At 40.2% G+C, this 21,644-nt stretch carries 25 protein-coding genes; 2 read left to right on the forward strand and 23 right to left on the reverse strand.

All coding sequences use genetic code 11. The features are described 5' to 3' along the window. Window positions 1–4: 4 nt before the first annotated feature. The 23 genes from rsmA to rpmH form a co-directional block, all read right to left on the reverse strand. Window positions 5–859, reverse strand: coding sequence for a 16S rRNA (adenine(1518)-N(6)/adenine(1519)-N(6))-dimethyltransferase RsmA (gene rsmA / locus D1155_RS03230; protein WP_160200984.1), 855 nt, complete (start codon window positions 857–859; stop codon window positions 5–7). Further along, window positions 856–1,416 (reverse strand): ribonuclease M5, encoded by a 561-nt coding sequence (gene rnmV / locus D1155_RS03235; protein ID WP_243153689.1) that lies wholly within the window; start codon window positions 1,414–1,416, stop codon window positions 856–858. Before rnmV ends, rsmA begins: the two co-directional genes overlap by 4 nt. Then, window positions 1,382–1,807, reverse strand: a complete 426-nt coding sequence (locus D1155_RS03240) for a septum formation initiator family protein (RefSeq protein WP_160200986.1) — start codon at window positions 1,805–1,807, stop codon at window positions 1,382–1,384. The genes rnmV and D1155_RS03240 overlap by 35 nt, the downstream gene beginning before the upstream one ends. A gap of 17 nt (window positions 1,808–1,824) precedes the next feature. Further along, a complete protein-coding gene (gene yabQ / locus D1155_RS03245) occupies window positions 1,825–2,115 on the reverse strand; it encodes a spore cortex biosynthesis protein YabQ (RefSeq protein ID WP_160200987.1) in 291 nt (96 codons plus the stop codon). Then, on the reverse strand, window positions 2,112–2,366 hold the full coding sequence (locus tag D1155_RS03250) for a YabP/YqfC family sporulation protein (protein ID WP_160200988.1): 255 nt from the start codon (window positions 2,364–2,366) through the stop codon (window positions 2,112–2,114). The genes yabQ and D1155_RS03250 overlap by 4 nt, the downstream gene beginning before the upstream one ends. 112 nt (window positions 2,367–2,478) lie before the next feature. Beyond that, entirely contained in the window at window positions 2,479–4,053 is a 1,575-nt protein-coding gene (locus tag D1155_RS03255) for a M23 family metallopeptidase (protein ID WP_160200989.1), read from the reverse strand. Then, window positions 4,023–5,300: a DnaD domain protein gene (locus D1155_RS03260; RefSeq protein ID WP_160200990.1), complete on the reverse strand. Its 1,278-nt coding sequence runs from the start codon at window positions 5,298–5,300 to the stop codon at window positions 4,023–4,025. The genes D1155_RS03255 and D1155_RS03260 overlap by 31 nt, the downstream gene beginning before the upstream one ends. Before the next feature lie 12 nt (window positions 5,301–5,312). Then, window positions 5,313–5,504, reverse strand: a complete 192-nt coding sequence (locus tag D1155_RS03265; RefSeq protein ID WP_160200991.1) for a DUF1858 domain-containing protein — start codon at window positions 5,502–5,504, stop codon at window positions 5,313–5,315. A 34-nt stretch (window positions 5,505–5,538) separates the two neighbouring features. Beyond that, the gene (gene dnaB, locus D1155_RS03270; protein WP_160200992.1) at window positions 5,539–6,855 is read right to left on the reverse strand and encodes a replicative DNA helicase; all 1,317 of its coding nucleotides are present in this window, start codon (window positions 6,853–6,855) and stop codon (window positions 5,539–5,541) included. Window positions 6,856–6,889: 34 nt separating this feature from the next. Beyond that, window positions 6,890–7,333 (reverse strand): 50S ribosomal protein L9, encoded by a 444-nt coding sequence (gene rplI, locus D1155_RS03275; protein WP_160200993.1) that lies wholly within the window; start codon window positions 7,331–7,333, stop codon window positions 6,890–6,892. Window positions 7,334–7,347: 14 nt separating this feature from the next. Further along, window positions 7,348–9,096 carry a DHH family phosphoesterase gene (locus D1155_RS03280; protein ID WP_160200994.1) on the reverse strand — a complete coding sequence of 583 codons (1,749 nt, stop codon included), beginning with the start codon at window positions 9,094–9,096 and terminating at the stop codon, window positions 7,348–7,350. A 138-nt stretch (window positions 9,097–9,234) separates the two neighbouring features. Continuing rightward, window positions 9,235–9,759, reverse strand: a complete 525-nt coding sequence (locus D1155_RS03285; RefSeq protein WP_160200995.1) for a SprT-like domain-containing protein — start codon at window positions 9,757–9,759, stop codon at window positions 9,235–9,237. Window positions 9,760–9,833: 74 nt separating this feature from the next. Next, window positions 9,834–10,736 (reverse strand): ParB/RepB/Spo0J family partition protein, encoded by a 903-nt coding sequence (locus D1155_RS03290; protein WP_160200996.1) that lies wholly within the window; start codon window positions 10,734–10,736, stop codon window positions 9,834–9,836. After that, window positions 10,736–11,509, reverse strand: coding sequence for an AAA family ATPase (locus D1155_RS03295; protein WP_160200997.1), 774 nt, complete (start codon window positions 11,507–11,509; stop codon window positions 10,736–10,738). Before D1155_RS03295 ends, D1155_RS03290 begins: the two co-directional genes overlap by 1 nt. A 103-nt stretch (window positions 11,510–11,612) precedes the next feature. Further along, the gene (locus tag D1155_RS03300; protein WP_160200998.1) at window positions 11,613–12,395 is read right to left on the reverse strand and encodes a ParB/RepB/Spo0J family partition protein; all 783 of its coding nucleotides are present in this window, start codon (window positions 12,393–12,395) and stop codon (window positions 11,613–11,615) included. Between the two features lie 88 nt (window positions 12,396–12,483). After that, window positions 12,484–13,188: a 16S rRNA (guanine(527)-N(7))-methyltransferase RsmG gene (gene rsmG, locus D1155_RS03305; RefSeq protein ID WP_160200999.1), complete on the reverse strand. Its 705-nt coding sequence runs from the start codon at window positions 13,186–13,188 to the stop codon at window positions 12,484–12,486. A gap of 1 nt (window position 13,189) precedes the next feature. Next, the gene (mnmG, locus tag D1155_RS03310) at window positions 13,190–15,070 is read right to left on the reverse strand and encodes a tRNA uridine-5-carboxymethylaminomethyl(34) synthesis enzyme MnmG (RefSeq protein WP_160201000.1); all 1,881 of its coding nucleotides are present in this window, start codon (window positions 15,068–15,070) and stop codon (window positions 13,190–13,192) included. A gap of 12 nt (window positions 15,071–15,082) precedes the next feature. Beyond that, the gene (mnmE, locus tag D1155_RS03315; RefSeq protein ID WP_160201001.1) at window positions 15,083–16,453 is read right to left on the reverse strand and encodes a tRNA uridine-5-carboxymethylaminomethyl(34) synthesis GTPase MnmE; all 1,371 of its coding nucleotides are present in this window, start codon (window positions 16,451–16,453) and stop codon (window positions 15,083–15,085) included. A 47-nt stretch (window positions 16,454–16,500) separates the two neighbouring features. Next, window positions 16,501–17,322 (reverse strand): RNA-binding cell elongation regulator Jag/EloR, encoded by an 822-nt coding sequence (jag, locus tag D1155_RS03320; protein ID WP_160201002.1) that lies wholly within the window; start codon window positions 17,320–17,322, stop codon window positions 16,501–16,503. 8 nt (window positions 17,323–17,330) lie between these two features. Further along, window positions 17,331–18,035 carry a YidC/Oxa1 family membrane protein insertase gene (locus D1155_RS03325; RefSeq protein WP_160201003.1) on the reverse strand — a complete coding sequence of 235 codons (705 nt, stop codon included), beginning with the start codon at window positions 18,033–18,035 and terminating at the stop codon, window positions 17,331–17,333. A gap of 13 nt (window positions 18,036–18,048) precedes the next feature. Beyond that, window positions 18,049–18,279: a membrane protein insertion efficiency factor YidD gene (yidD, locus tag D1155_RS03330; RefSeq protein WP_160201004.1), complete on the reverse strand. Its 231-nt coding sequence runs from the start codon at window positions 18,277–18,279 to the stop codon at window positions 18,049–18,051. Next, complete coding sequence (gene rnpA, locus D1155_RS03335) at window positions 18,276–18,617, reverse strand: ribonuclease P protein component (protein WP_160201005.1); 342 nt, start codon at window positions 18,615–18,617, stop codon at window positions 18,276–18,278. The genes yidD and rnpA overlap by 4 nt, the downstream gene beginning before the upstream one ends. A 7-nt stretch (window positions 18,618–18,624) precedes the next feature. Continuing rightward, complete coding sequence (rpmH, locus tag D1155_RS03340) at window positions 18,625–18,759, reverse strand: 50S ribosomal protein L34 (protein ID WP_160201006.1); 135 nt, start codon at window positions 18,757–18,759, stop codon at window positions 18,625–18,627. A 285-nt stretch (window positions 18,760–19,044) separates the two neighbouring features. Between rpmH and dnaA the strand changes: the two genes are divergently transcribed. Both dnaA and dnaN read left to right on the forward strand, forming a co-directional pair. Next, entirely contained in the window at window positions 19,045–20,382 is a 1,338-nt protein-coding gene (gene dnaA / locus D1155_RS03345) for a chromosomal replication initiator protein DnaA (RefSeq protein WP_160201007.1), read from the forward strand. Between the two features lie 145 nt (window positions 20,383–20,527). After that, window positions 20,528–21,643, forward strand: coding sequence for a DNA polymerase III subunit beta (dnaN, locus tag D1155_RS03350; RefSeq protein ID WP_160201008.1), 1,116 nt, complete (start codon window positions 20,528–20,530; stop codon window positions 21,641–21,643). Window position 21,644 lies beyond the last annotated feature (1 nt).

Raw genomic sequence — 21,644 nt, forward strand, 5'->3', positions numbered from 1 at the left:
CACTTTATTTCCCTTTTGCCAGGTGGTTTGCAATCGCTGCAAATTCACTCAATGACAGAGTCTCAGCCCGTCTCTTTTCATCAATCCCAGTGCCTGCCAGACACGTTTTTATCTCTTCCTTTGTAAAATCGCCTAATTGCGATAATGAGTTAGAAAGGGTCTTTCTTCGCTGTCCAAAGCCCGCCTTAATGCAGCGGAAAAACAACTGCTCGTCCACAAGTTCTACCGGCTTTTCCAATCTAAGGTCAAGACGTAGCACCGCTGAATCCACCTTCGGTGCAGGAAAGAACACTTCCTTTGGTACTGTTGCCACTGTCACCACCGTGCAGTAATACTGCACCGCTGCAGATAAAGCGCCGTAAGCCTTGGTGCCTGGCCCAGCCTTGATTCTGTCTGCCACTTCCTTTTGCATCATGATGGTAATGCTGTCCGCCGCTACATGGCTTTCCAAAAGCCCCATGATAATCGGCGTGGTAATATAGTAAGGCAGATTGCCTATAATTTTCGTTTTCTTACAGCCTGAAGCTGCAATAACTGCGTTTAAATCCGCTTTCAGCACATCTTTATTGATAATCTCAATGTTGTCAAACTCCTTCAGCGTATCCCGCAAAATCGGAATTAGATTCCTGTCGATTTCAACAGCGACAACCTTCTTCGCAAGCTGCGCCGCCTCTGCAGTCAAAACACCAATTCCCGGCCCGATTTCGATGACTAAATCCTCATCAGTAATTTCCGTGGCTTCAATAATCTTGTCGATGATGTTCTTGTCAGTCAAGAAATTCTGACCAAGACTTTTTGACAGCTTAAAACCGTATTTATCCTTAATTTCTCGAATGGTCGAGGGTGCATATAATTTCATGTAAGTTCCTTTACTCTCTGATAAAATTCCTCTTTTGTAATGTGAAACTGGTTCAGTTTCCGCAGGAATGTCTTCGTATTTCCATAGCCAATGGAAAGAAGATTCCCAAGCTGTTCTCTCCGCTCCTTAGCCTCCGGCGTTCCCGCCAATCTGCAAGCAGTCAAATCCTCCATGGTAAAAAGCTGCTGAGAATCGGACGCTGTACAGCGCGCGTGTTCCAGCGCTTCTATGATATCTTCAGGTTTTGCATTTTCTACGCCCACATTGCCTTTCTTCAGTGCCTTTCCCTTAGGCAGAAAGGCCTGCTTGCAGCCTGGAAAACGCTCCGCCACTTTTCTTCTAATTTTTTCGCCGGCATAATCTGGATCTGTAAATATAATTATGCCCTGTTCATTATACGCCTTTTCGATGAGAGGCCACATAGAATCCGGCATACCGAAACCGTGCGTTTCAATGGTCATTGCTGACACTGCCCGCCTGATTGCCGCCGTATCGTCTCTGCCCTCTACAATGATAGCCTCTTTAATTGTCTTTTTCGTCGTTTCCATTGCTGTCATCTTTGTCCTGTTCTTTATCTAAAACAAATAAAATTTCTCCCGGTTTAATCATGCGCAGCTGAATTCTCGCCTGTTCTTCAATATATTCCAAATCGTTTACATTTTCAAGTTCAGCTTCCAATGCTTCTTGCTGCTGCAAAAGATTTTGATTTTCTTCCTGCAGGCTTTTTTGCTCTGCCCTCAAATCAAAGACATTTTTTATGGACATTCCAACGACCGCTATTAGTATCACTACTATAACGGTCAGGATTAATCTGCCTTGATTCAGTTTTACTCTTTTTTTCTTTCGGACAGTGCCGGCAGTGCTGACAGTTTCGGCTTTGCCTGTTTCACTTTTTCGCATTTCTGCTTCCGTAAACTGCTTAACTCTCCCTTTTTTCCTCTTCTTCATACCTGTGTACCCAACTTTTAGTTCTCTTTCAGTATACCACAAATGCCTTTTTTCCACAAGAATATGCCACTTAGCATAGCCACAAGCCCATACAAAGTCACAACACCATGAGACGCCCTATACAAAAACCTGTAGAACAGAAACGCTGCAAATATCCAAAAAGCAAAGTAGATAACTGTTTGAACCCGCCGTCTGTTTCCGCAGCATTTCATCAAATAATTTCTCGCTTCAAAGGTAATCATGATGCCAATTCCACAGCCGAACATAATCAGCAGCTGAAACAGTTCTCTCTGAATCAGCGCTGTCATTTTCGAAACCTGTCAAAAAGTTTTGTCTTTGCTTTTTTCTTTGTATAGGTCAGCGCTTCAATCTCGCCTGTGGCGACTAACTTCCCCTCTTCCAAATCCAGCACTTCAATATGCAAATTTTTTCCGGAAATTACTAGTCCCTCATCTGCTAAATCAGCCAGAATTGTTTCTTCATCAAATGCATCTACCGCTGTCACTGCGCTCACCATAAGCCGGCTCTTGTTTTCCAGCTCAATCACATGATTTTCCATCGCACAGACCTCCTTTTATTGGTAAGTATATGCCGGAAAATCCGAAATTTTCCCGAAAAGACTTTGCCGCCTGCATTTAGGTACATGCTGGTGTTCTTAAAAAACAGCGTATTTATAAATAGTTAAATGGATCTACAGCAGTACCATTCTTTACAATCTCAAAGTGACAATGAGATCCGTAGCTGTTTCCTGTATTTCCTACTTCTCCGATTTTCTGACCCTGATATACTTTGTCACCCACGCTGACATTAATTGCACTGCAGTGTCCGTATCTGGTCCTCATTCCGCTGCCATGGTCAATTTCTATAAATAGCCCGTAGCCGCTGTACCAGCCTGCGTAAACCACTGTACCTCCGTCTGAAGCATGAATCGGTGTACCTGTCGGACATGCCAAATCCAGTCCGTCATGATTACGTCCCCATCTCCATCCGAATTCCGACGTCAGTGTATACCCAGATACCGGCATAATAAAGGTACCTGTCGGTGCCGTCTTCGGCAGTTTCTTGGTTCCTTTTATTACGATTTTCTTTACGGATTTTTTGATGGTTTCCGTCTTTAAAACTTCTTTTCCGACTTCTTCCCCGTTTTCTCTGATGATTCTAGCCGTCACCACTCGTTTTCCGTTGACGCCTTTCTGAATCACTTTAGTCACATTTTCGTACAGGGAATCATCTTCCCTATATTCTGTCTTATATTTTACCTTTTCCGCATAGGTTGCTTCTTCTTCCGTCACTACAGTTAATGCTGGAACTGCCTGAGAAATCAGGATTTCATCACCTGGGAAAAGAGAATCCTCTTTCAATTTTGGATTGTTTTCCTTTAGTTCTTCAAAGGTCGTATCAAACTTGCTGGTAATTCCCGAATAAGTGTCGCCTGCCTTTACTACATAAACCTTCTCCTTGGAACCGCCGTCCATAATCTTTGATACGGCTTCCTTCTTGCCGCTGATATAAGCAAGCTTCGTGTCCATCTGCCTGATTTCTACGTTTTCTTTAAAACCAACACGCAGATATTTTATCTCACCTTCACCGTCCATGAAAGATTTCTGCACATTGCGCAGTGCAGCATTAGCAGCATCCTTGCTTTCGCAGATGACAAAACACTGTCCGTCTATATAAATGCCGTAAGCCTGTGCTTCCATGTCGGTCATGTAAGTAAGTCTCTTCAGTACCGTGTCAATGTCATCAATATCCTTATCCAAAACTACCACATTTTTGAAGCTGATGTTTTCATCAGCTTCAATATGAATCTGTGACCCGTACTCTTTACTCAGCTCGGCACTGACCAAATCCAGAATCTTAATGACATCCTCCTGATTCTTTACATAGCCCAGTACTTTGCCGTTATAAGAATACTGAAAACCTGTAGCATAGTTGAACATAGCTACCATGGCAACCGCTACCAGCACAAATCCTGCAAAGTGGCTTAAAATACTCTTTTTATGGTCGATAAAGCTCTTCCGGTTCCTGTGAATGGCGCTGGCTGTATGATATCTCATGATAAGCCACAGCCTGTCCACTCGTTCCTGTGTATGATCATGGAACGTCACGACACCAGCTGCACCGCTAATGATGAGCTGCCAAAAGGAAACAAGCCATTTGTCGAAGCGAATCTGCGCCTCGTCATGCCAGGTAATAATCCCTGCCGCAACGTCCACTATTTTTCTAAACTTTTTTTCTTTATCCATATTTCCGCCTCTTCCGTACGCTGCTTAATACAGGAACAACGCTCTCCCAGATCTGTCATTCCAGTATCGCTGCACTTCTCACAAGCGTACTTTATGTCGGTGTAATCCATCTCAAAATTGTTTTCCGTCAGCACCACTGCACGTTCTGCTGCCAGCTCGTCCATAATGCTGTTTATCTTCTTACTCTCGTTCTCTGAAGAGCCTAAAATCAGCGCCTTAGAAAGCTGGGATCCCATCCTGCGGATTTCTTCATCAATGTCTTTAATTCTAGGCAGCTTCTGATAAACTTCCTGTTTTCTCTCTTCCGCCTCTTTCTCTGCCTTATCCCGCAAGTAATCGTAATACTGGTTGAGCACTGCCTGAGTCACCACAATCTTGGTGTTGACATCCACGCCTTTGCTCTGCGCTTCGTCTCTCCAGTTTTCTAAAACCTTGTTGACATAGTTAAAATTCGGACTGGATATACCGGCTGTCTTTGTACAGGCTTCCAACACTCTGTCCATAGAGTAGCCCATACGCTCAAACCAGTTATCCATCATTTCTTTTTCTGCTTCTGTAGCATTTCTGGTAAAACCAAGAGCTTTAAGCACTCTTCTGTAGCGGTAATATTTTTCGTCCATCTCCTGCAGTTTTTCGCTAATCTGATCTGTGGACTGAAGCCCTTCTTCGGTCCATCCTTTTACCACACTTTCGATATACCGCATGCTGGTCTTGTTCTTGTCGATAGAATATTTTACTGCTGTAAAAACCACCTCAGGGCTAGCGCCGTAATCGGTAAGCCATTTCATAATCTGACCCAGCTCAGAAGAGTCCAGAGTCCGTCCCAAAGCTTTTTCGATATCTTTAAACATAACTTTGACTTCCGGATTTCCGAAGACATTGTCACCTTTCGGTCTGCTTGCTTCCCCCCGTACAGGTGCAGTGTTTTTCCCATACAGCTGCTCCTTCAGACTGAGAAATTCCACAATAAAGCTAACGTTGCCCTGTGTATCAAAGTAACGCTTTCTTATAACGCCTCGCTCTTCCCAATATTCCCAGGCTTCCCGCACTTTCTCCTCAGAAAGTCCCAGCTGTTTTGCTATCGCTTTTTCCGTAATTTCAAGACCGTGTTCTGCATACATACTCGCATACAGATATACCTTCACAAAATCTCCGGGCGCGGATGGCATATATTCGTTGATAAAAATATTTTCTACTTTTGTATCCAGCAGAAAAAAGTCTTTGATTTTTTCTTTTATAAAGTTCATAAATACTCGCCCTTATGCTTCTTTATTCAGCGCGCAAAGCAATTCTTCTATGTCAAGACCATGTCCCTCTGCCGCTTCATGCAAAGTTTCCTGCACTGCTCCGGGACAACCGGTGCAAAGCAGTCCATACTCTTCAAAAATCAATTCCATCTCTTCGTTAAGATTCAAAACATCACAAACCTTCATATCCCCTGTAATTTTCATAAGCAACTCTCTTTCAGATACAAATCACTATAAACTACGCTTTATCACTGAACTTGGTGTATCTTGCCACCCAAGTCAAATCAAAGGTTTCGGTCGGCCCACTTCTGTGTTTTGCAAGATTCACCTCACAGACACCCGGTTTTTCTGAGTTTTCCTTATTATAATAGTCGTCACGATACAGGAACATAACCATATCGGCGTCCTGTTCGATAGATCCGGATTCACGCAGGTCAGACAGAATCGGTCTATGATCCTGTCTTTGTTCCGGTGCACGGGAAAGCTGAGAAAGTACCATTACAGGACAATCCATCTCTCTTGCCAGCAATTTTAAATATCTGGACAGATTACTGATTTCCTGCTGTCTGCTGTCTGCTCTCCCCTCTGCCTTCATCAGCTGCAGATAGTCGATAATGACAAGATCCAGACCCTTTTCAGATTTCAGTCTTCGGCACTTATTTTTCATTTCAAGTACACTGATACCTGGTGTATCGTCAATATGTAAATTGGTTTTGGACAAAGAGTCCAGCGCCATATTAATTCTGTCCCAGTCGTTTCGCTCCAGACTTCCCGTTTTCAACTTCTGCATTTCTACGCGGGACTCCATAGCCAGAAGTCTCTGTCCAAGCTGTTCTTTGGACATTTCCAAACTGAAAATCAGCACGCTGGCACCGGATTTTACTGCTGCGTTCTGGGCGATATTCAAAACAAAGGCAGTCTTTCCCATAGCAGGTCTTGCCGCAATAATAACAAGGTCAGATCGCTGCAACCCGCTTGTCAGCTCATCCAGCCGTTTAAATCCCGTGGAAAGTCCGATGACCTGTCCCTGCGTCTGTATTGCTCTGTCTATCATCGCTACATTTTCTATGAGAACTTCTTTAATAGGCGCAAAATCGCTGCGCTGACCTTTCTGGGCGATTTCAAAAATGCCCTTTTCAGCGTAGTCCAAAATATCAGAAGCCGCCATGGATTCTTCATAGCCTTTCTCTCTGATATCCTCAGCGGTCTGAATCAGTCTGCGCATAGAGGCTTTTTCAGAAACAATCTTGGCATACTCCGCAGCACTGCTGGGTGCAGGAGCAACCGATGACAAGCTGGCGATATAGACTCTGCCGCCGACCATTTCAAGCGACTTTCTCTTGCGCAGTTCCTCACAGACCGTTACAATGTCCACCGGTACATTATTTCTGAATAGCTCAATCATCACAGTGAAAATCTCTTTATGCGCTGCGTCATAAAAATCCTCTGGTGTAATATGGTCAATAACATCGGAAAGCGCGTCCTTGCTCAGCATGGCTGAGCCTAAAACAGACTTCTCCGCTTCCGTATTATGGGGTGGAATTTTCTCAACCATGTAGATTCCTCTCTATACTATCAGTCAATCAGTTTTAGTCGGTTACTTCAACGGTCAGCTTACCGGATACTTCCGGATACAATTTCACATCAATTTCAAATCTGCCAATACTCTTAATTGGGTTTTTCATCTGAATTTTTTTCTTATCGATGGTAAGACCGGTCTGCTTTTTCGTTTCGTCAGCAATATCCTTGGAAGTAATGGAGCCGAAAAGTCTGCCGCCTTCACCGGACTTAGTCTTGATAATAACAGTTACATCTTCCAGCTTCTTTGCAAGTTCTTCTGCCGCCGCTTTTTCTTCTGCCTTTTTCTGTGCCAGCAGTTCTTTCTGCTTCTCAAGACTTCTGATATTGCCATCGGTCGCCTCGGTTGCATACCCTTTCGGCAGCAGCATGTTTCTTGCGTATCCATCGCTGACTTTTACTACATCACCAGCTTTACCAGTACCTTTTACATCTCTATTTAAAATTACAATCATCTTTATCTCTCCTTTTATTTTAGTAATTCCAACACTTTCTCTATAACTTCCTCAGGGCTGCAGTCCACCTGCGCACCCGCCGTGGTTAGATGTCCGCCCCCGCCCAGTTTTTCCATAATTACTTGTACGTTGATTTCCCCCAAAGATCTGGCGCTTATTACTGTTTTTCTCTGTGAAGTTCTTCCTGCCACAAAGGAAGCTTTAATGTCCTTGATAGTCAAAAGCTCATCTGCAACCTGAGAATTTACTACCTGCGCATCTTCATTGCAGCCTTCACAGATGGAGGTTGCAACGCCTTTTTCGTGAAAGTCCGCAGCTGCAATACACTTTGCACGAATCTTAAATGCCTCCAGATCAGTCTGGAAAAATCGCTTTACTTCTGCAGTGTCTGCGCCGGATCGTCTGAGCCATGCCGCAGCCTCAAAAGTTCTGACGCCGGTCTTTACAGCAAAGCGGTTAGTATCGATTGTCATTCCTGCAAGGAGCGCTTCTGCCTCCAGCTTAATAAGTGTTTTCTTTGGCGCTGCATACTGCAGAATCTCGCTGACCAGCTCTGCTGTTGAAGAAGCGTAGGATTCAATATAGGACAAAATCGGATTTTCCACATAATCCTCTGCTTTTCTGTGATGATCGATAACCACAATTCGCTCTGTCATTGTAAGCAAATTTCTGTTTTCAACATAACTAGGTCTATGGGTATCTACTATAATCAACAGCGTGTCTTCATCAGCCAGGCTTTCAGCTTTTTTGTTGTTAACAAAAATATAATTATCGCTTTCTTTAGCCTGCTCATAAATTTCCTGCAAAGATCCTATCACTTCGTCAAGAAGAATATATGCAGTTCTGCCGCACATAGCGCACAGTCTGTGAATGCCCAGCGCCGAGCCAAAGCAGTCCATATCCGGGTGAACATGACCCATGATGATCACTTTCTTTGACTGCTCAATCAGCTGTTTCAATGCATGGGCGATAACTCTGGATTTTCCTTTGTTTCCCTTCTCTACAGTCTGCATTTTCCCGCCATAATACTCGATTTTGCTGACACGTTTAATGACAGCCTGATCGCCTCCGCGTCCTCGTGCAAGATCCATAGCGGCTCTGGAGTATTCCTCTGTGGTAATCAGGTTCTTTCCTCCAACGCCTACCCCGATACTCAGACTCATCGGAAAATCCGCTTCCGTCTCAATCTGTCTAATCTCGTCCAAAATACCAAACTTATTTTCGATAATATTCTCTAAATGAGAATACTGGCAGTACATGACATACTGTGAATTGTTCAGTTTGTTGATAGAGCCTTCGTTTTTGGCAGCCCACTGACGAATCACACTATCGGCAGCAGCGGTAATGCGCATCCGCATTTCTGGCAGAGTGCTGGCCTCAAACTCATCGTAATTATCTATAACGATTCTAAGCACGCATACGCGTTCATCGTTATACCGATCTTTCAAATTCTCAAAGTTGGTTATATCATAGAAAAATACCAAAAGGTTCGCGTCCTCTTCCCCACTTTCTCTACTGATAATCAGCTTAAATTGCTTCCCGTTTCTTTCCAGAAAGAAGTGTGTTCCCTCGTCCACCTTACTATATAAATCAGAGGTCTTTATTCCGGTTAAGGCAAAAAAGTCCGCATCTTCAATTCCGTCATAAATAAACACATCTCCGATGTGCTCATTGGCGCTTACCACTTTCCCTTTACTGTTAATAATGCAGACAGGTAAAGGTATTTTAGATGAAATTTCTTTTTCAAACAAAATTTTTGCCATTTCTCGTCCCTCTTTTTAGCGCATAAAACCAGTGCAATATACATTAATATATCACATTAGCTGGTTTTCTTCGTGTTGTTTCTGTGATAATTCCCTAGGGATTACTCATAGGGTTTACAGTATAGTATACCACATTTTCTAAATTTGGTCTACCTCTAATGCACCACCGCACTTTGCACACCGGTATTTTTGCGGTTCATCCACGACCCTGCTTTTTCTCATACGATAGCTGGTACTACCGCATCTTTTGCAGCGAATACAATATTTATAATGAACCCTTTGCTCCGCTGCCGGAGTTGTTATTCCCAGCTCTTCTGAGGTGCTCATTCTTTGTATGTGGTATCCGTATGTCTGATTCACCATTTTAGCCAGTTTTTTCCATTTTGTTCCATGGTTGAAGCAGCCTGGACAGGTGTGGAGCAACTCATGAAGGATGACCTGCTTCAAAGCTTTATCTCTGGCATCTGCTAGCGCAGTGGAAATCTCAATTCGGAAAACCTGTCCAAGACCTTTTTTCTCTACCTTGCAGCAGCCAAGTCTCTTTTTGGCCCTGTGGTTCGCTTTAATTTCCAGTATTTTACTTGAAGGTTTAATACCTATGCTGCGCAGTTCTTCCTCTGCCTCTTTCATCAACACTCTGATTCTATGTTCAAATTCTATCATACTCTTCATCCTGATATAGCAAAATGCCTCTTGCTTCAAGAGGCATTTCCTTGATGTTTCATGTGAAACAAATATTATAATTCCACAGATTTCAATAATTCTATTAAACGATTTAATTCTTCCGCACTATAATACTCTAATTCAATCTTTCCTTTTTTCCCTTTTTGCTCGATGGAAACTCTAGTGCCGAAAATGTTTTTTAGTTCATTCTCTACGTGAACCGTATCTGCACTCTTCACTTTTTTTACAGGTCGCTTCTTTGGTTTTCCCGCAGCCTGTACCAACTGCTCTATCTTACGAACAGACAGTCCTTCTTCTATTATTTTTCTGCAAAGCTCCGCCTGCAGTTTTTTATCGCTTATTGAGATGAGCGCTCTTGCATGTCCGGTTGAAATTTTTCCTTCCGTTACTAAATCTTGAATTTGAGGCGGCAGTTTTAAAAGACGCAGCGCATTGGTAATGTACGGTCTGCTTTTGCTGACACTTTTGGAAACTTCCTCCTGCGTCAAGCCGTAGGTTTTAATCATCTGATTCAGTCCTTCCGCTTCCTCAATCGGATTCAGATCTTCACGCTGCATATTCTCTATAATTGCAATGAGCATATTCTCTTCATCGTTAAACTTACGAATCAGACATGGGACTTCTTTCAGTGCTGCTTTTCTGGCAGCTCGCCATCTTCTTTCACCGGCAACAATCTCATACCCAGTATTGCTCTTTCTAACTACCAGTGGCTGAATGATTCCATGTTCTAAAATTGAATCAGACAGCTCGCTGATTTTTTCCTCATTGAATACCTTTCGTGGTTGATTTTCGTTGGGTTTGATATCATTAATATTAATATATACTACTGCGTTTTCTTCATCTGCCATAGTAGGTGCTTTCACAGTCTCTTCTGGCTGCACCACTGGCGCCTGATCAGCAAACAGCGCATCAAGTCCTCTTCCCAGTCCCCTGTTCTTTGTCTTTCCTGATGCCATTATTTATTTTCCTCCCACTCCAGAAATTCTTCCGCAAAGTCACGATATGCTTCTGCTCCCTTAGATTTTGGGTCATACTCTGTAATTGCCATACCGAAACTAGGTGCTTCTGCCAGTCTGATGTTTCTAGGAATTACTGTTGAATAAACTTTAGAGCCGAAATACTTCTTTACTTCCTGTACAACCTGAATAGATAAATTTGTTCTGCCGTCGAACATACTTAAAATAACTCCTTCAATTTCCAGGGAAGTATTGAGGCTCTTTTTTACAAGTTCAATTGTATTCACCAGCTGACTTACACCTTCCAGCGCATAAAACTCACACTGAATTGGAATCAGCACACTTTCTACAGCTGTCAACGAGTTTATCGTCAAAAGTCCCAGCGATGGGGGGCAGTCGATAAAGATATAGTCATAGAAGTCCTTAACCTTCTCTATCGCTTTTCGCAGACGTCTTTCTCTGCCTTCCAGGGCTACCATTTCAATTTCTGCACCAACTAAATCAATGCTGGCCGGAATAATATCCAGATTTTCTATATTCGTATGAATAATCGCTTTGCGGGTGTCAAAGTTATCTTCAATGAGCAGGTCATATACCGTATAAGGTAAATCCTTTTTAGAAATACCGATTCCGCTGGTAGTATTTCCCTGCGGGTCTATATCCAGCATTAGGATTTTCTTATCTTTCAGCGCCAAACTTGCACCTAAATTGATATTGGTTGTAGTCTTACCTACGCCACCCTTCTGATTAAATATTGCAATTGCTTTTCCCAATGTTTTTCCTCCTGCAAAGAATGTACTATAGACATTATATATGATTCGCTGCAATTTTGCTACTGTTTTACGAAAAAAAATCAATGATGTTTCACGTGAAACATCATTGATTTTTTGGTATCACGATTTTTAGTTCTATATATGCACCCTTATCCTCTTCTGTCATCTTAGAATTCTCCTCCATATCGTGAATTTGTGCAAAAGCTTTTCGAATTGTGTTAGTATAAATTTTATAGCTGATATAATTAATTTTTCTTCTGTTCCTATATTCTGCTTCATCTTTTGTCAGATAATCATCAATCAGTTTTTCTGTCTGCTTTACATTGAGATTGTGACTGATTACCCTTTGAAGAATTTTTTCTCGAATTACTGAATCCTCTATTTTAAGCAGCGCTCTGGCGTGTCGTTCCGTCAGCTTTGCTTCAATCAGCTTTTGCTGTATATCAGGTGGAAGCGTAAGGATTCTCAATTTGTTAGAAATTGTAGACTGGCGCTTTCCAATCTTCTCAGAAAGTTCTCCTTGTGTCAGACCAAAATCCTCGATCAGTTTTCTATAAGCATAAGCCTCTTCTATGTAGCTGAGATTCTCTCTTTGAACATTTTCTACTACCGCAATCAATGCTGTATCCTTATCGTCGAAGTCTTTAATTAGAGCTGGTATCTTCGTGAGCCCTGCAAGCTTTGCAGCACGAAGTCTTCTCTCCCCTGCAATAAGAAAAAAAGACCCACTTTTATCTTTTTTGACAATTATCGGCTGCAATACCCCATATTCAGCAATAGAATTTTTAAGATCGTTCAATTCCTCTTCCGCAAAATGCTTTCTCGGTTGCTCCGGATTGGCTCTGATAGAACCTATGGGCAGTTCTACACTTTTCCTTTGTAACATATAATCCCCCTTTCTTTTCCTAATAACAGCATACCATGTTTTCCAGGGAAATGTAGAAAAAATGCCCAACAAAAAAACCCATATTCTATCACAATATGGGCTCTTTCACCGGAGTTCCCGCTTTTCTAGGATATTTCGCAGGAGTATCTTTAACCTTTTCAATTACGACTATATTATGTTCGTATCCTTCCAGCGGCGTTGATTCTATTCGTATAATTTTTCCGCCAAGTATTTTAATAGCTTTTTCCGCATTCTTCAGTTCCTCTTCTGCATCAGGTCCTTTATATGCAAGGAGATATCCACCCTTTCTGATAAAAGGAAGACAATATTCTGCAAGTACTGCCATATTAGCAACAGCTCTGGAAACACAAAGATCAAATCGCGCCCTGTAATTCTTATTTCTTGCTAGCTCTTCTGCTCTTCCATGAATCGTTTCAACATTATATATTCCCAGCTTGCCAGTCAAATCGTCGATTACTTTCAATCTTTTGTTCAGAGAATCTGCCAAAAGGAACTCCTTATCGGGACTAACAATAGAAAGAGGTACGCCCGGAAACCCTGCTCCTGTCCCTACATCTATAACGCTCTCACTGTTTTGATATTCTGGAAAACCAACACAAAGTATGGAATCGACCAAATGCTTTACTATAAATTCATCTCTGTCTTTAATCGCAGTCAGATTAATCTTTTCGTTCCATTCCAAAATGCCTTCCATATAGCCGACAAATTTCTCTTCCATATCCTGTTCCCATGGAATCTGCAATTGTTCAAATGCTTCAGTTAATGCTTTCATATTATGCTTTCTTTCTTCTAATCTTTTCTAAATAAACTAAAATTACATTAATATCTGCCGGGGATACACCGGAAATGCGAGATGCCTGCCCTACTGATCTAGGTTTCAGCTGGTTCAGCTTCTGCACTGCTTCCAGACGAAGTCCTTCAATGTCAGTATAGTCTAGTTTCTCATCAAGGGCCTTATTCTCAAGTTTTTTAAACTTTTCAATCTGCGCCATTTGCTTGGCAATATATCCTTCATATTTGATCTGCACTTCCAGCTGAGTCTTTGCATGAGAAGTCAGCACTCTTCGAGAAAAATCTATCACTGCCATATTTTCATAGGTTACTTCTGGCCGTTTCAGAAGTTCTGCCAAAGTTGCCTTATTCTGCAGCGGTGCGCTGCCTACACTTTCTAAAAAGGCATTCGCATCTTTCGGATAAATATAAGTCGTTTCCATTCTCTGACGTTCTTCTTCCACGATTCTCTTCTTTTCGAGAAATTTGTCATATCTTTCTTTATCTGCCAATCCTAACCTGTAAGATTTTTCCGTTAAACGCAAATCTGCATTGTCTTGCCTCAAAACCAGCCTATATTCCGCTCTGCTGGTCATAATTCTGTAAGGTTCATTTGTACCTTTAGTCACGAGATCGTCGATGAGAACGCCAATATAAGCCTCACTTCTGTCCAGAACAAGCGGTTCTTTTCCATTTATTTCCAAGGAAGCGTTGATTCCCGCCAACAATCCCTGTGCAGCTGCTTCCTCATAACCGGAACTTCCATTAAACTGGCCAGCGCAAAATAAATTCTTAATCATTCTATTTTCTAAATTAGGCTTTAAATCAAGTGGATCAATGCAATCATATTCAATTGCATAAGCAGGTCTTGTTATAATAATATTTTCAAGTCCTGGTATAGTATGATAAAATTTCTCTTGTACATCTTCAGGTAAACTGGAAGACATACCTTGGATATACATTTCTTCAGTATCCAGTCCCTCTGGCTCAATAAATGTCTGATGTCTCTCTTTATCTGCAAACCTGTTAATTTTATCTTCGATAGATGGACAATATCTAGGTCCTACACCTTCTATTTGTCCTCCAAATAAAGCAGATCGATGAAAGTTATTTCGAATTACAGTATGGGTTTCTTCATTGGTGTAAGTGAGCCAGCAAGAAACCTGTTCTTTTTCCAGTTCATCGTTCATAAAAGAAAAAGGTACAATTCTTTCATCGCCTTTCTGTTCTGTCATCTTTGTATAATCAAAGGTAGAAGCAAGCGCTCTTGCCGGTGTTCCGGTCTTGAATCTGCGCAGCTTCATGCCATGTTTTTTCAGATTGTCTGCCAGCTCTATAGAAGGTGCGAGTCCATTTGGACCGCTTGCATAAGCGCTGTCGCCAATAAAAATTTTACCGCGCAAGAACGTGCCAGTAGCCAGTACCACTGCCTTCGCCTTATAATATGTATGCGTCATTGTAACTACACCGCATACTTTTCCCTCTTCTATGATCAAATCCACAATTTCAGCCTGCTTTACATGCAGATTTTCCTGCTGTTCTATGGTTTTCTTCATTTCGGTATGATATCTATGTTTATCAGCCTGCGCACGCAGCGAGTGCACCGCCGGTCCTTTTGCTGTATTTAACATTCTGCTTTGTATAAAGGTTTTATCAATATTTTTTCCCATTTCGCCGCCAAGAGCATCAATTTCTCGAACCAAGTGACCTTTACCAGTTCCTCCAATAGATGGATTGCAAGGCATCATGGCGATTGCTTCCAGATTAATGGTAAACAGCATTGTGCGATTACCCATACGTGCAGAAGCCAGTGCAGCTTCACATCCTGCGTGACCTGCACCAACAACAATAATATCGTATTCACCCATAAATACTTGTTCCATATTTCTCCTAACTTACTTTCCTAAACAAAATCTTGAAAAAACTTCATTGATAATATCATCCTGAACTGTCTCGCCTATAATCTCACCAAGAGATGCGTAGGCGCTGTTAATGTCAATTTCAATAAACTCTAAAGCCTCTCCCATCTGTGTCATATTAATAGCATCACCCAAAGATTTTTCAGCTTTAACCAAAATATCTTTATGTCTTACATTAGTTACGATGAGACTATTATTTTGACTCACCTTTCCATCATACACCATAGAAACAATTTTTTCTTCGATGTCACCGATTCCCTCTTGCGTTTCCATAGAAGTTTTCATCACATAAGCATTTGGTAAAATGTCTCTAACTGCACTTTCATCAATTTTCGCAGGGAGATCAATTTTATTTAAAACTACAATTGTTTTCTTTTCATCAATTTGCTCCATAATTTCTCTGTCTTCCGCAGAAAAATCTTTACTGCAGTCTAAAATGAAAATAACTAAATCGGCTTGATTGAAAGACTCCTTTGATTTTTCAATACCAATTTGCTCTATAATATCACTGGTTTCTCTGATGCCGGCGGTATCGGTCAGTCTTACAGGGATTCCCTTTACACTGAGATACTCTTCAATGGTATCTCTGGTAGTTCCAGGAATTTCAGTTACAATAGCTCTGGACTCACGAAGAAGACTATTCATCAGTGAAGATTTTCCAACGTTAGGTTTTCCTATAATTGCTACTGCAAGTCCATCCTTTATCATTCTTCCTGTTTCTGCGCTTGCCAGCAAACGATTCACTTCAAATTTTACTTCTATTAAATCCTTTTCTAACTTTTCATAAGTAATTTCTTCGATATCCTCATCAGGATAATCTATATTGACTGTGACATTTACTAAAATATCTACCAGTTTTTTTCTAATCTCTTTAATGGTACCAGAAAATACGCCTTCCAGCTGATTCATTGCAACATCAAAGGTCTTATCGGTCTTTGCGCGAATCACATCGATAACAGCCTCTGCCTGAGACAAATCCAGACGACCATTTAAAAATGCACGCTTGGTAAACTCTCCCGGCTCTGCCATTCTTGCACCACTTTGCAGTACCAGTTCCAAAGTCTTGCGCAGCGGCACCATGCCGCCATGGCAGTTGATTTCTACTACATCCTCTGTAGTGTAGGTCTTTGGACCTTTCATATAGACACAAAGTACTTCATCTATGATACTATTTGTCTGTGGATTTAGTATATGTCCATAGGACATTTTTCTATTTTCTAAGGATTCAGGATGTGCAGGACGAAATACACGTCTTAATATATTATAAGCATGTTCTCCACTGATTCTGATAATTCCAATACCGCCCTCTCCTGGTGCGGTTGCAATTGCAGCAATTGTATCTTCCATTTATTTCTCCTTGAAAAAAGAAGCCCGCATCTGCTGCGGGCTATAAATTATTTGAGCTCAATGATAACCCTTCTGTACGGATCTTGTCCCTCGCTTCTTGTTGTAACGCGGGAATTATGCTGAAGAGTTGCATGAATAACCTTACGTTCATAAGGATTCATCGGTTCAAGTCTTACACTTTTCTTAGTTTTTACTACTTTGTCGGCAAGTCTATTTGCTAATTTTTCGAGAGTCTTTTCTCTTTTAGCTCTGTAATTCTCTGCATCGACAACGACTCTAATGTAGTTTTCTGTATCTTTATTTACAACCAGACTTGTTAAATACTGAATTGCATCAAGGGTTTGTCCTCTTTTACCGATGATGGTACCAGAGTCTTTACCCTGAATATCAATAAATACATTTTCTTCATTTGCTCTTGCAGATATTTCAATTTCTAAACCCATCTGCTCTGTTACTTCATAAAGAAATTCTAGGGCGATATGATTTTCTACAGGAAAAAGTTCTCCTGCTTCTTTTTCTACAGAAGATTTTCTTTCAGTTCTTGCCTTTTTTTCAGTCTTCTCAGTTTTTGGCGCTTTTCTCGCCTCAGCCTTTGGTTTTCTGATTTCTTCAGAAGCCGGTTTCTTTACTTCAGAAACTACTTCTTTTACAGCAGGCTTTTTTTTTGGTTCTTCTACCGGTTTCTTCTTCTCAACTCTGACTAATGCCAGTTTGGAACCAATTCCAAAAAAACCTCTGGAAGGTTCTTCTAAAACCTTTACATCAACTTCGTCTATGGTCAATTTGAGTTCATCCAATGCCAGCTTTACAGCTGTTTCCACATCGGTTCCCCATTTTTCCGAAAACTCCATATTAATTTTTTCCTCCATAGCTCTTACTACTTCTTTTTCTTTTTGTTATTTTTTTTATTTTCTTTCAGAGCCTTTCTAAGCATGTTAAAACGCAAATTAAAGAAAATCTGAATAAACTGACTCATAAACCAGTAAATTGCAAGCCCAGAAGGATAAGATCTTGCTAACCATACAATCATAATCGGGAAGAAGTATTTCATCATATTAGTCATGAAGTTACCTCCAGCCATCTGATTAGGATTGGTCTGCTGATTCATCCAGAAAGAGAAGAAAGTAGCAATACCAGCCGCTATTGGCAAAATCCACAAATCAGGCTGGCTTAGATCTTTAATCCACAAAAATGGTTCATGTATTGCAAAATACATACTTTCATCCGAAATGAAAATCATAGGGTTTCTGAGCAGTGCAAAGAGTCCCATAATGATAATCATCTGCACAATCATAGGCAGACAACCGCTCATAGGATTAAAACCTTCCTCTTTGTAAAGCTCTGCCATCTTTTCATTCAGAACTTCTTTTTGGTTTGCATATCTCCTCTGAAGCTCCTGAATCTTTGGCTGCATTTCAGCCATACCCGCAGTCGAAAAAATCTGTTTCTTATACACTGGATAAAGGGCAATTTTCACGATTAAGGTAACAATAATCAAACAAATGCCGTAATTTCCAATGATATTATACAGCTGCGTCAGAAGCCATCCCAAAGGAGTAGCTAATATGTTAAAGATAAACATTAAATTTCCTCCGTTATTTTAAAGGGTCATAGCCGCCGGGATTTCCCGGATGACACTTTAAAATTCGTTTTATTCCTAAGTAACTACCTTTGATTGCCCCGTATTTTTGCAGAGCCTGTATAAAATAGGTGGAGCAAGTAGGATAAAACCTACAGGTAGGCGGAAACAAGGGCGAAATACATTTCTGATATACCCGAATCAGGAAAATCATGATTCCTTTAAAAAATCTGCTGATATATTTCATGCTTTTTTCGTTACCCCGGTTCTTTTCAGTGCTGATTCTAAAGACTTCTTCACATCTTGGCACTTAGCGTTGACAATAGTATTTCTAGCAATAAAAATCAAATCATAGCCTTCCGGAATTTTAAAATCTGTCAGTCTAAAACTTTCTTTCATTAAACGTCTGGCTCTATTTCTTTTGACACTATTGCCAACTTTCTTGCTAGCTAAAAAAGCTTTTCTGGTGTAGGGAAGGTTATTTTTTCTGTAAAAAACGACCACATATCTGTCCCCTACAGATTTACCTCTATTATAAATAGACGTAAAGTCACTTTTTCTTCTTAAAACATTTTTTTTAAGCATTTCAAAATTAAGCAGTTAATTTTTTTCTGCCTTTTGCTCTTCTTCTCTTAAGAACGTTTCTGCCATTCTTGGTGCTCATTCTTTTTCTGAAGCCGTGCTCTTTCATTCTCTGTCTTTTTTTAGGCTGATAAGTCTGTTTCATTGGTTTTACCTCCTTATAAATTGTAAACTCATACGCAATCTAAATTCCAATATGCGCACATATGCCCTACTATTATACTTACAAAGGCTTGGCTTGTCAATGATTTTGTCTTTTTTTGTTCTTAAATAGCCATGCTGCTATATAAAAACAGGTATGTGCGTAAAATTATCCACAAGATATGGATAACTATATGGAAATTTTATTTTTCAACCTTTTAAATTTGTACTTGTATATGGATAACTTATTAGGTACAATAAAACTACACCATGAAATTGAGGGCAGAAAATGAAAAGTATATGGAATCAAGTTTTAAATATCATTGAAGAAAATACAACATCAATCAGCTATAATACCTGGTTTAAACCACTTAAAATCAACAACATTGACAAAAATGTAAAAATCGTCTATTTAGAAACCGATGAAGATTTTATTATCAAAGTTTTAAAAGACCGTTATTTACAGCTGATTGAGTCCAGTTTCAAAACTGTAACCGGAGAAGAATACCGCGTTGTAATCAAAAATAGCAGCGACTACGAATCCAGTAAGGAGGAGGCTCCGCAGCAGCCAGTTTTAATGGATCCAAAGCTGCGCAAGCAGAAAATTTTTAATCCAAGATACACCTTTGATAATTTTGTTGTAGGCGGCAGCAATAAGTATGCCCATGCAGCAGCCCTTGCCGTTGCCGAATCTCCATCGGAAGCATATAACCCGCTGTTCATCTATGGCGGTTCCGGACTTGGAAAAACTCATCTGATGAATGCTATTGGTATTTATCTTCTGGAAAACAACGAGAATCTCAACGTTCTCTACGTATCTTCCGAGATGTTTACCAATGAGTTTATCAAGGCGCTGGGAGAAAACAAAACCAGAGAATTTAAAAACAAATACAGAAAAGTCGATGTTCTTCTCATCGATGATATCCAGTTCCTGGAGGGAAAAGATACCATGCAGGAAGAATTCTTCCATACCTTTAATTCTCTGTATGATCTAAATAAGCAGATTGTCATTTCCAGTGACCGGGCGCCGAATAAACTGGACAAACTGGAAGAACGACTGAGATCCAGATTTATGTGGAACCTGATTGCTGATTTACAGCCGGCTGACTATGAAACAAGAGTTGCAATTTTAATGAAAAAAGCAGAAAATGCCAACATTGAAATGGACGACGAATTATACGAAGTCATTTGTCTCATCGCTGAAAAAATCAAAGATAACATCAGAGAACTGGAAGGTGCCTTTAATAGAATCGTTAGTTTTTCCACCCTTATGGAAGAAAAAATCGATAAAACCTTTGCAAAAAGAATTCTCAAGGACATCATTCAAAACAACGGAACCAGTCCGACCCCTGAGAAAATCAAAACCATTGTCAGCAGATACTTTAAAATCAAGGTTTCCGATATGGAGAGTTCTAAGAGAACCAGCAATATTGCATTTCCAAGACAGATTGCCATGTATCTCTGCAGAGAATTAACCGATTATTCCCTTCCTAAAATCGGAAATCTATTTGGCGGCAGACACTACACTACAGTTATGCATGCTTGTGACAAAATTCAGGATGAAATAAAAAGCAATGAATCAGTCAAAGAAATTATAGAAAACCTAAAAAAGGATATTTCTGAATAACTTTTACAGCTTATCCACAAATTTTTAACTTTAAATTTTTAAGATATTGCAAGGGGCAGAAAAGTTATCCACAGAATCCACAGCCCCTACTACTATTACTACTAAATTAATATAAGAAAAAGATGGCATTTCGGAGGTTTTAAGTATGAAATTCACATGCAACCAATCAGTTCTCACCAAAGCATTAAATATCGTGTCCAAAGCGGTAACATCGAGAACCACTATTCCAATTTTAAAAGGTATCCTTTTAGAAGTATCTAATAACGGCACATTAAAAATGTCAGCTTCAGATTTAGATATTACGATAGAAGAAACAATTGAAGTTGAAAACGCCGAAAGCGGTTCCATTGTAGTACAATCAAAACTTTTTGGCGATATTATCAGAAAGCTTCCTAATGCCGATGTCAGTGTGGAACAGGAAGAAGGAAATGTAATCATCAAATGCATGAATTCTCAGTTCAGTATCATAGGTCTTTCTCCTGATGAATTTCCAAATATAAAAGATATAGAAGAAAATCAAGGCAATATCGTATTCAATAAAACAATTTTAAAAGAGATGATTAGAAAAACATCTTTTGCTGCCAGCATTGATGAATCAAAAGGTGTTATTACAGGTATTCTTATTGAGCTTTTAGCAGATGGTATAAACATGGTTGCAATCGATGGCTACAGAATGGCAATCACCAGAGAAGCTATGATTAATAAAGAAGAAAAGAACGTCATTATTTCTGCAAAAATTATGAACGAAATCAGTAAGATTTTAAGTGATGCATCAGAAGAAGATGAAAATGTAAAACTTTTCATGAGTGATAAAAAAGCTATCTTTATGATTGGCAGCGTAAAGGTTGTCCTCAGACTTCTTGACGGTGAATTTATCAAATACAAGGATGTGCTTCCAAAAGACAATAAAATAAAAGTGAAGGTCAACAAAGGAGATTTGATGGAAAGTATAGAAAGAGCTTCCTTGCTTTCTAAAGAAGGAAAGAACAATCTCATTAAAATGTCCATCAAAGATACCATCGTTACCATCACTTCCAAGTCTGAAGAGGGAAATGTAAAAGAAGAAGTTATCATTTCTAAAGAAGGAGAAGATTTGGATATCGGATTCAATGCAAAATATGTCCTTGACGTGATGAAATCTATCGATGATGAAGAAGTATATATGTACTTCAACACACCAATTACCCCTTGCCTTGTAGAACCAATTGAAGGGGAAGCATTTGAATACTTGATTCTTCCTGTTAGAATCACCAACAATTAAT

This window comes from Anaerotruncus sp. 80 (assembly GCF_009936115.1).
Classification (GTDB): Bacteria; Bacillota; Clostridia; order Peptostreptococcales; family Anaerovoracaceae; genus Senimuribacter; species Senimuribacter intestinalis.

What these genes read in the sequence shown, in the direction of transcription:
- rsmA (WP_160200984.1), bottom strand. Translation starts at nt 859, where the DNA reads ATGAAATTATATGCACCCTCGACCATTCGAGAAATTAAGGATAAATAC.
- rnmV (WP_243153689.1), bottom strand. Translation starts at nt 1,416, where the DNA reads ATGACAGCAATGGAAACGACGAAAAAGACAATTAAAGAGGCTATCATT.
- D1155_RS03240 (WP_160200986.1), bottom strand. Translation starts at nt 1,807, where the DNA reads ATGAAGAAGAGGAAAAAAGGGAGAGTTAAGCAGTTTACGGAAGCAGAA.
- yabQ (WP_160200987.1), bottom strand. Translation starts at nt 2,115, where the DNA reads ATGACAGCGCTGATTCAGAGAGAACTGTTTCAGCTGCTGATTATGTTC.
- D1155_RS03250 (WP_160200988.1), bottom strand. Translation starts at nt 2,366, where the DNA reads ATGGAAAATCATGTGATTGAGCTGGAAAACAAGAGCCGGCTTATGGTG.
- D1155_RS03255 (WP_160200989.1), bottom strand. Translation starts at nt 4,053, where the DNA reads ATGGATAAAGAAAAAAAGTTTAGAAAAATAGTGGACGTTGCGGCAGGG.
- D1155_RS03260 (WP_160200990.1), bottom strand. Translation starts at nt 5,300, where the DNA reads ATGAACTTTATAAAAGAAAAAATCAAAGACTTTTTTCTGCTGGATACA.
- D1155_RS03265 (WP_160200991.1), bottom strand. Translation starts at nt 5,504, where the DNA reads ATGAAAATTACAGGGGATATGAAGGTTTGTGATGTTTTGAATCTTAAC.
- dnaB (WP_160200992.1), bottom strand. Translation starts at nt 6,855, where the DNA reads ATGGTTGAGAAAATTCCACCCCATAATACGGAAGCGGAGAAGTCTGTT.
- rplI (WP_160200993.1), bottom strand. Translation starts at nt 7,333, where the DNA reads ATGATTGTAATTTTAAATAGAGATGTAAAAGGTACTGGTAAAGCTGGT.
- D1155_RS03280 (WP_160200994.1), bottom strand. Translation starts at nt 9,096, where the DNA reads ATGGCAAAAATTTTGTTTGAAAAAGAAATTTCATCTAAAATACCTTTA.
- D1155_RS03285 (WP_160200995.1), bottom strand. Translation starts at nt 9,759, where the DNA reads ATGATAGAATTTGAACATAGAATCAGAGTGTTGATGAAAGAGGCAGAG.
- D1155_RS03290 (WP_160200996.1), bottom strand. Translation starts at nt 10,736, where the DNA reads ATGGCATCAGGAAAGACAAAGAACAGGGGACTGGGAAGAGGACTTGAT.
- D1155_RS03300 (WP_160200998.1), bottom strand. Translation starts at nt 12,395, where the DNA reads ATGTTACAAAGGAAAAGTGTAGAACTGCCCATAGGTTCTATCAGAGCC.
- rsmG (WP_160200999.1), bottom strand. Translation starts at nt 13,188, where the DNA reads ATGAAAGCATTAACTGAAGCATTTGAACAATTGCAGATTCCATGGGAA.
- mnmG (WP_160201000.1), bottom strand. Translation starts at nt 15,070, where the DNA reads ATGGAACAAGTATTTATGGGTGAATACGATATTATTGTTGTTGGTGCA.
- mnmE (WP_160201001.1), bottom strand. Translation starts at nt 16,453, where the DNA reads ATGGAAGATACAATTGCTGCAATTGCAACCGCACCAGGAGAGGGCGGT.
- jag (WP_160201002.1), bottom strand. Translation starts at nt 17,322, where the DNA reads ATGGAGGAAAAAATTAATATGGAGTTTTCGGAAAAATGGGGAACCGAT.
- D1155_RS03325 (WP_160201003.1), bottom strand. Translation starts at nt 18,035, where the DNA reads ATGTTTATCTTTAACATATTAGCTACTCCTTTGGGATGGCTTCTGACG.
- yidD (WP_160201004.1), bottom strand. Translation starts at nt 18,279, where the DNA reads ATGAAATATATCAGCAGATTTTTTAAAGGAATCATGATTTTCCTGATT.
- rnpA (WP_160201005.1), bottom strand. Translation starts at nt 18,617, where the DNA reads ATGCTTAAAAAAAATGTTTTAAGAAGAAAAAGTGACTTTACGTCTATT.
- rpmH (WP_160201006.1), bottom strand. Translation starts at nt 18,759, where the DNA reads ATGAAACAGACTTATCAGCCTAAAAAAAGACAGAGAATGAAAGAGCAC.
- dnaA (WP_160201007.1), top strand. Translation starts at nt 19,045, where the DNA reads ATGAAAAGTATATGGAATCAAGTTTTAAATATCATTGAAGAAAATACA.
- dnaN (WP_160201008.1), top strand. Translation starts at nt 20,528, where the DNA reads ATGAAATTCACATGCAACCAATCAGTTCTCACCAAAGCATTAAATATC.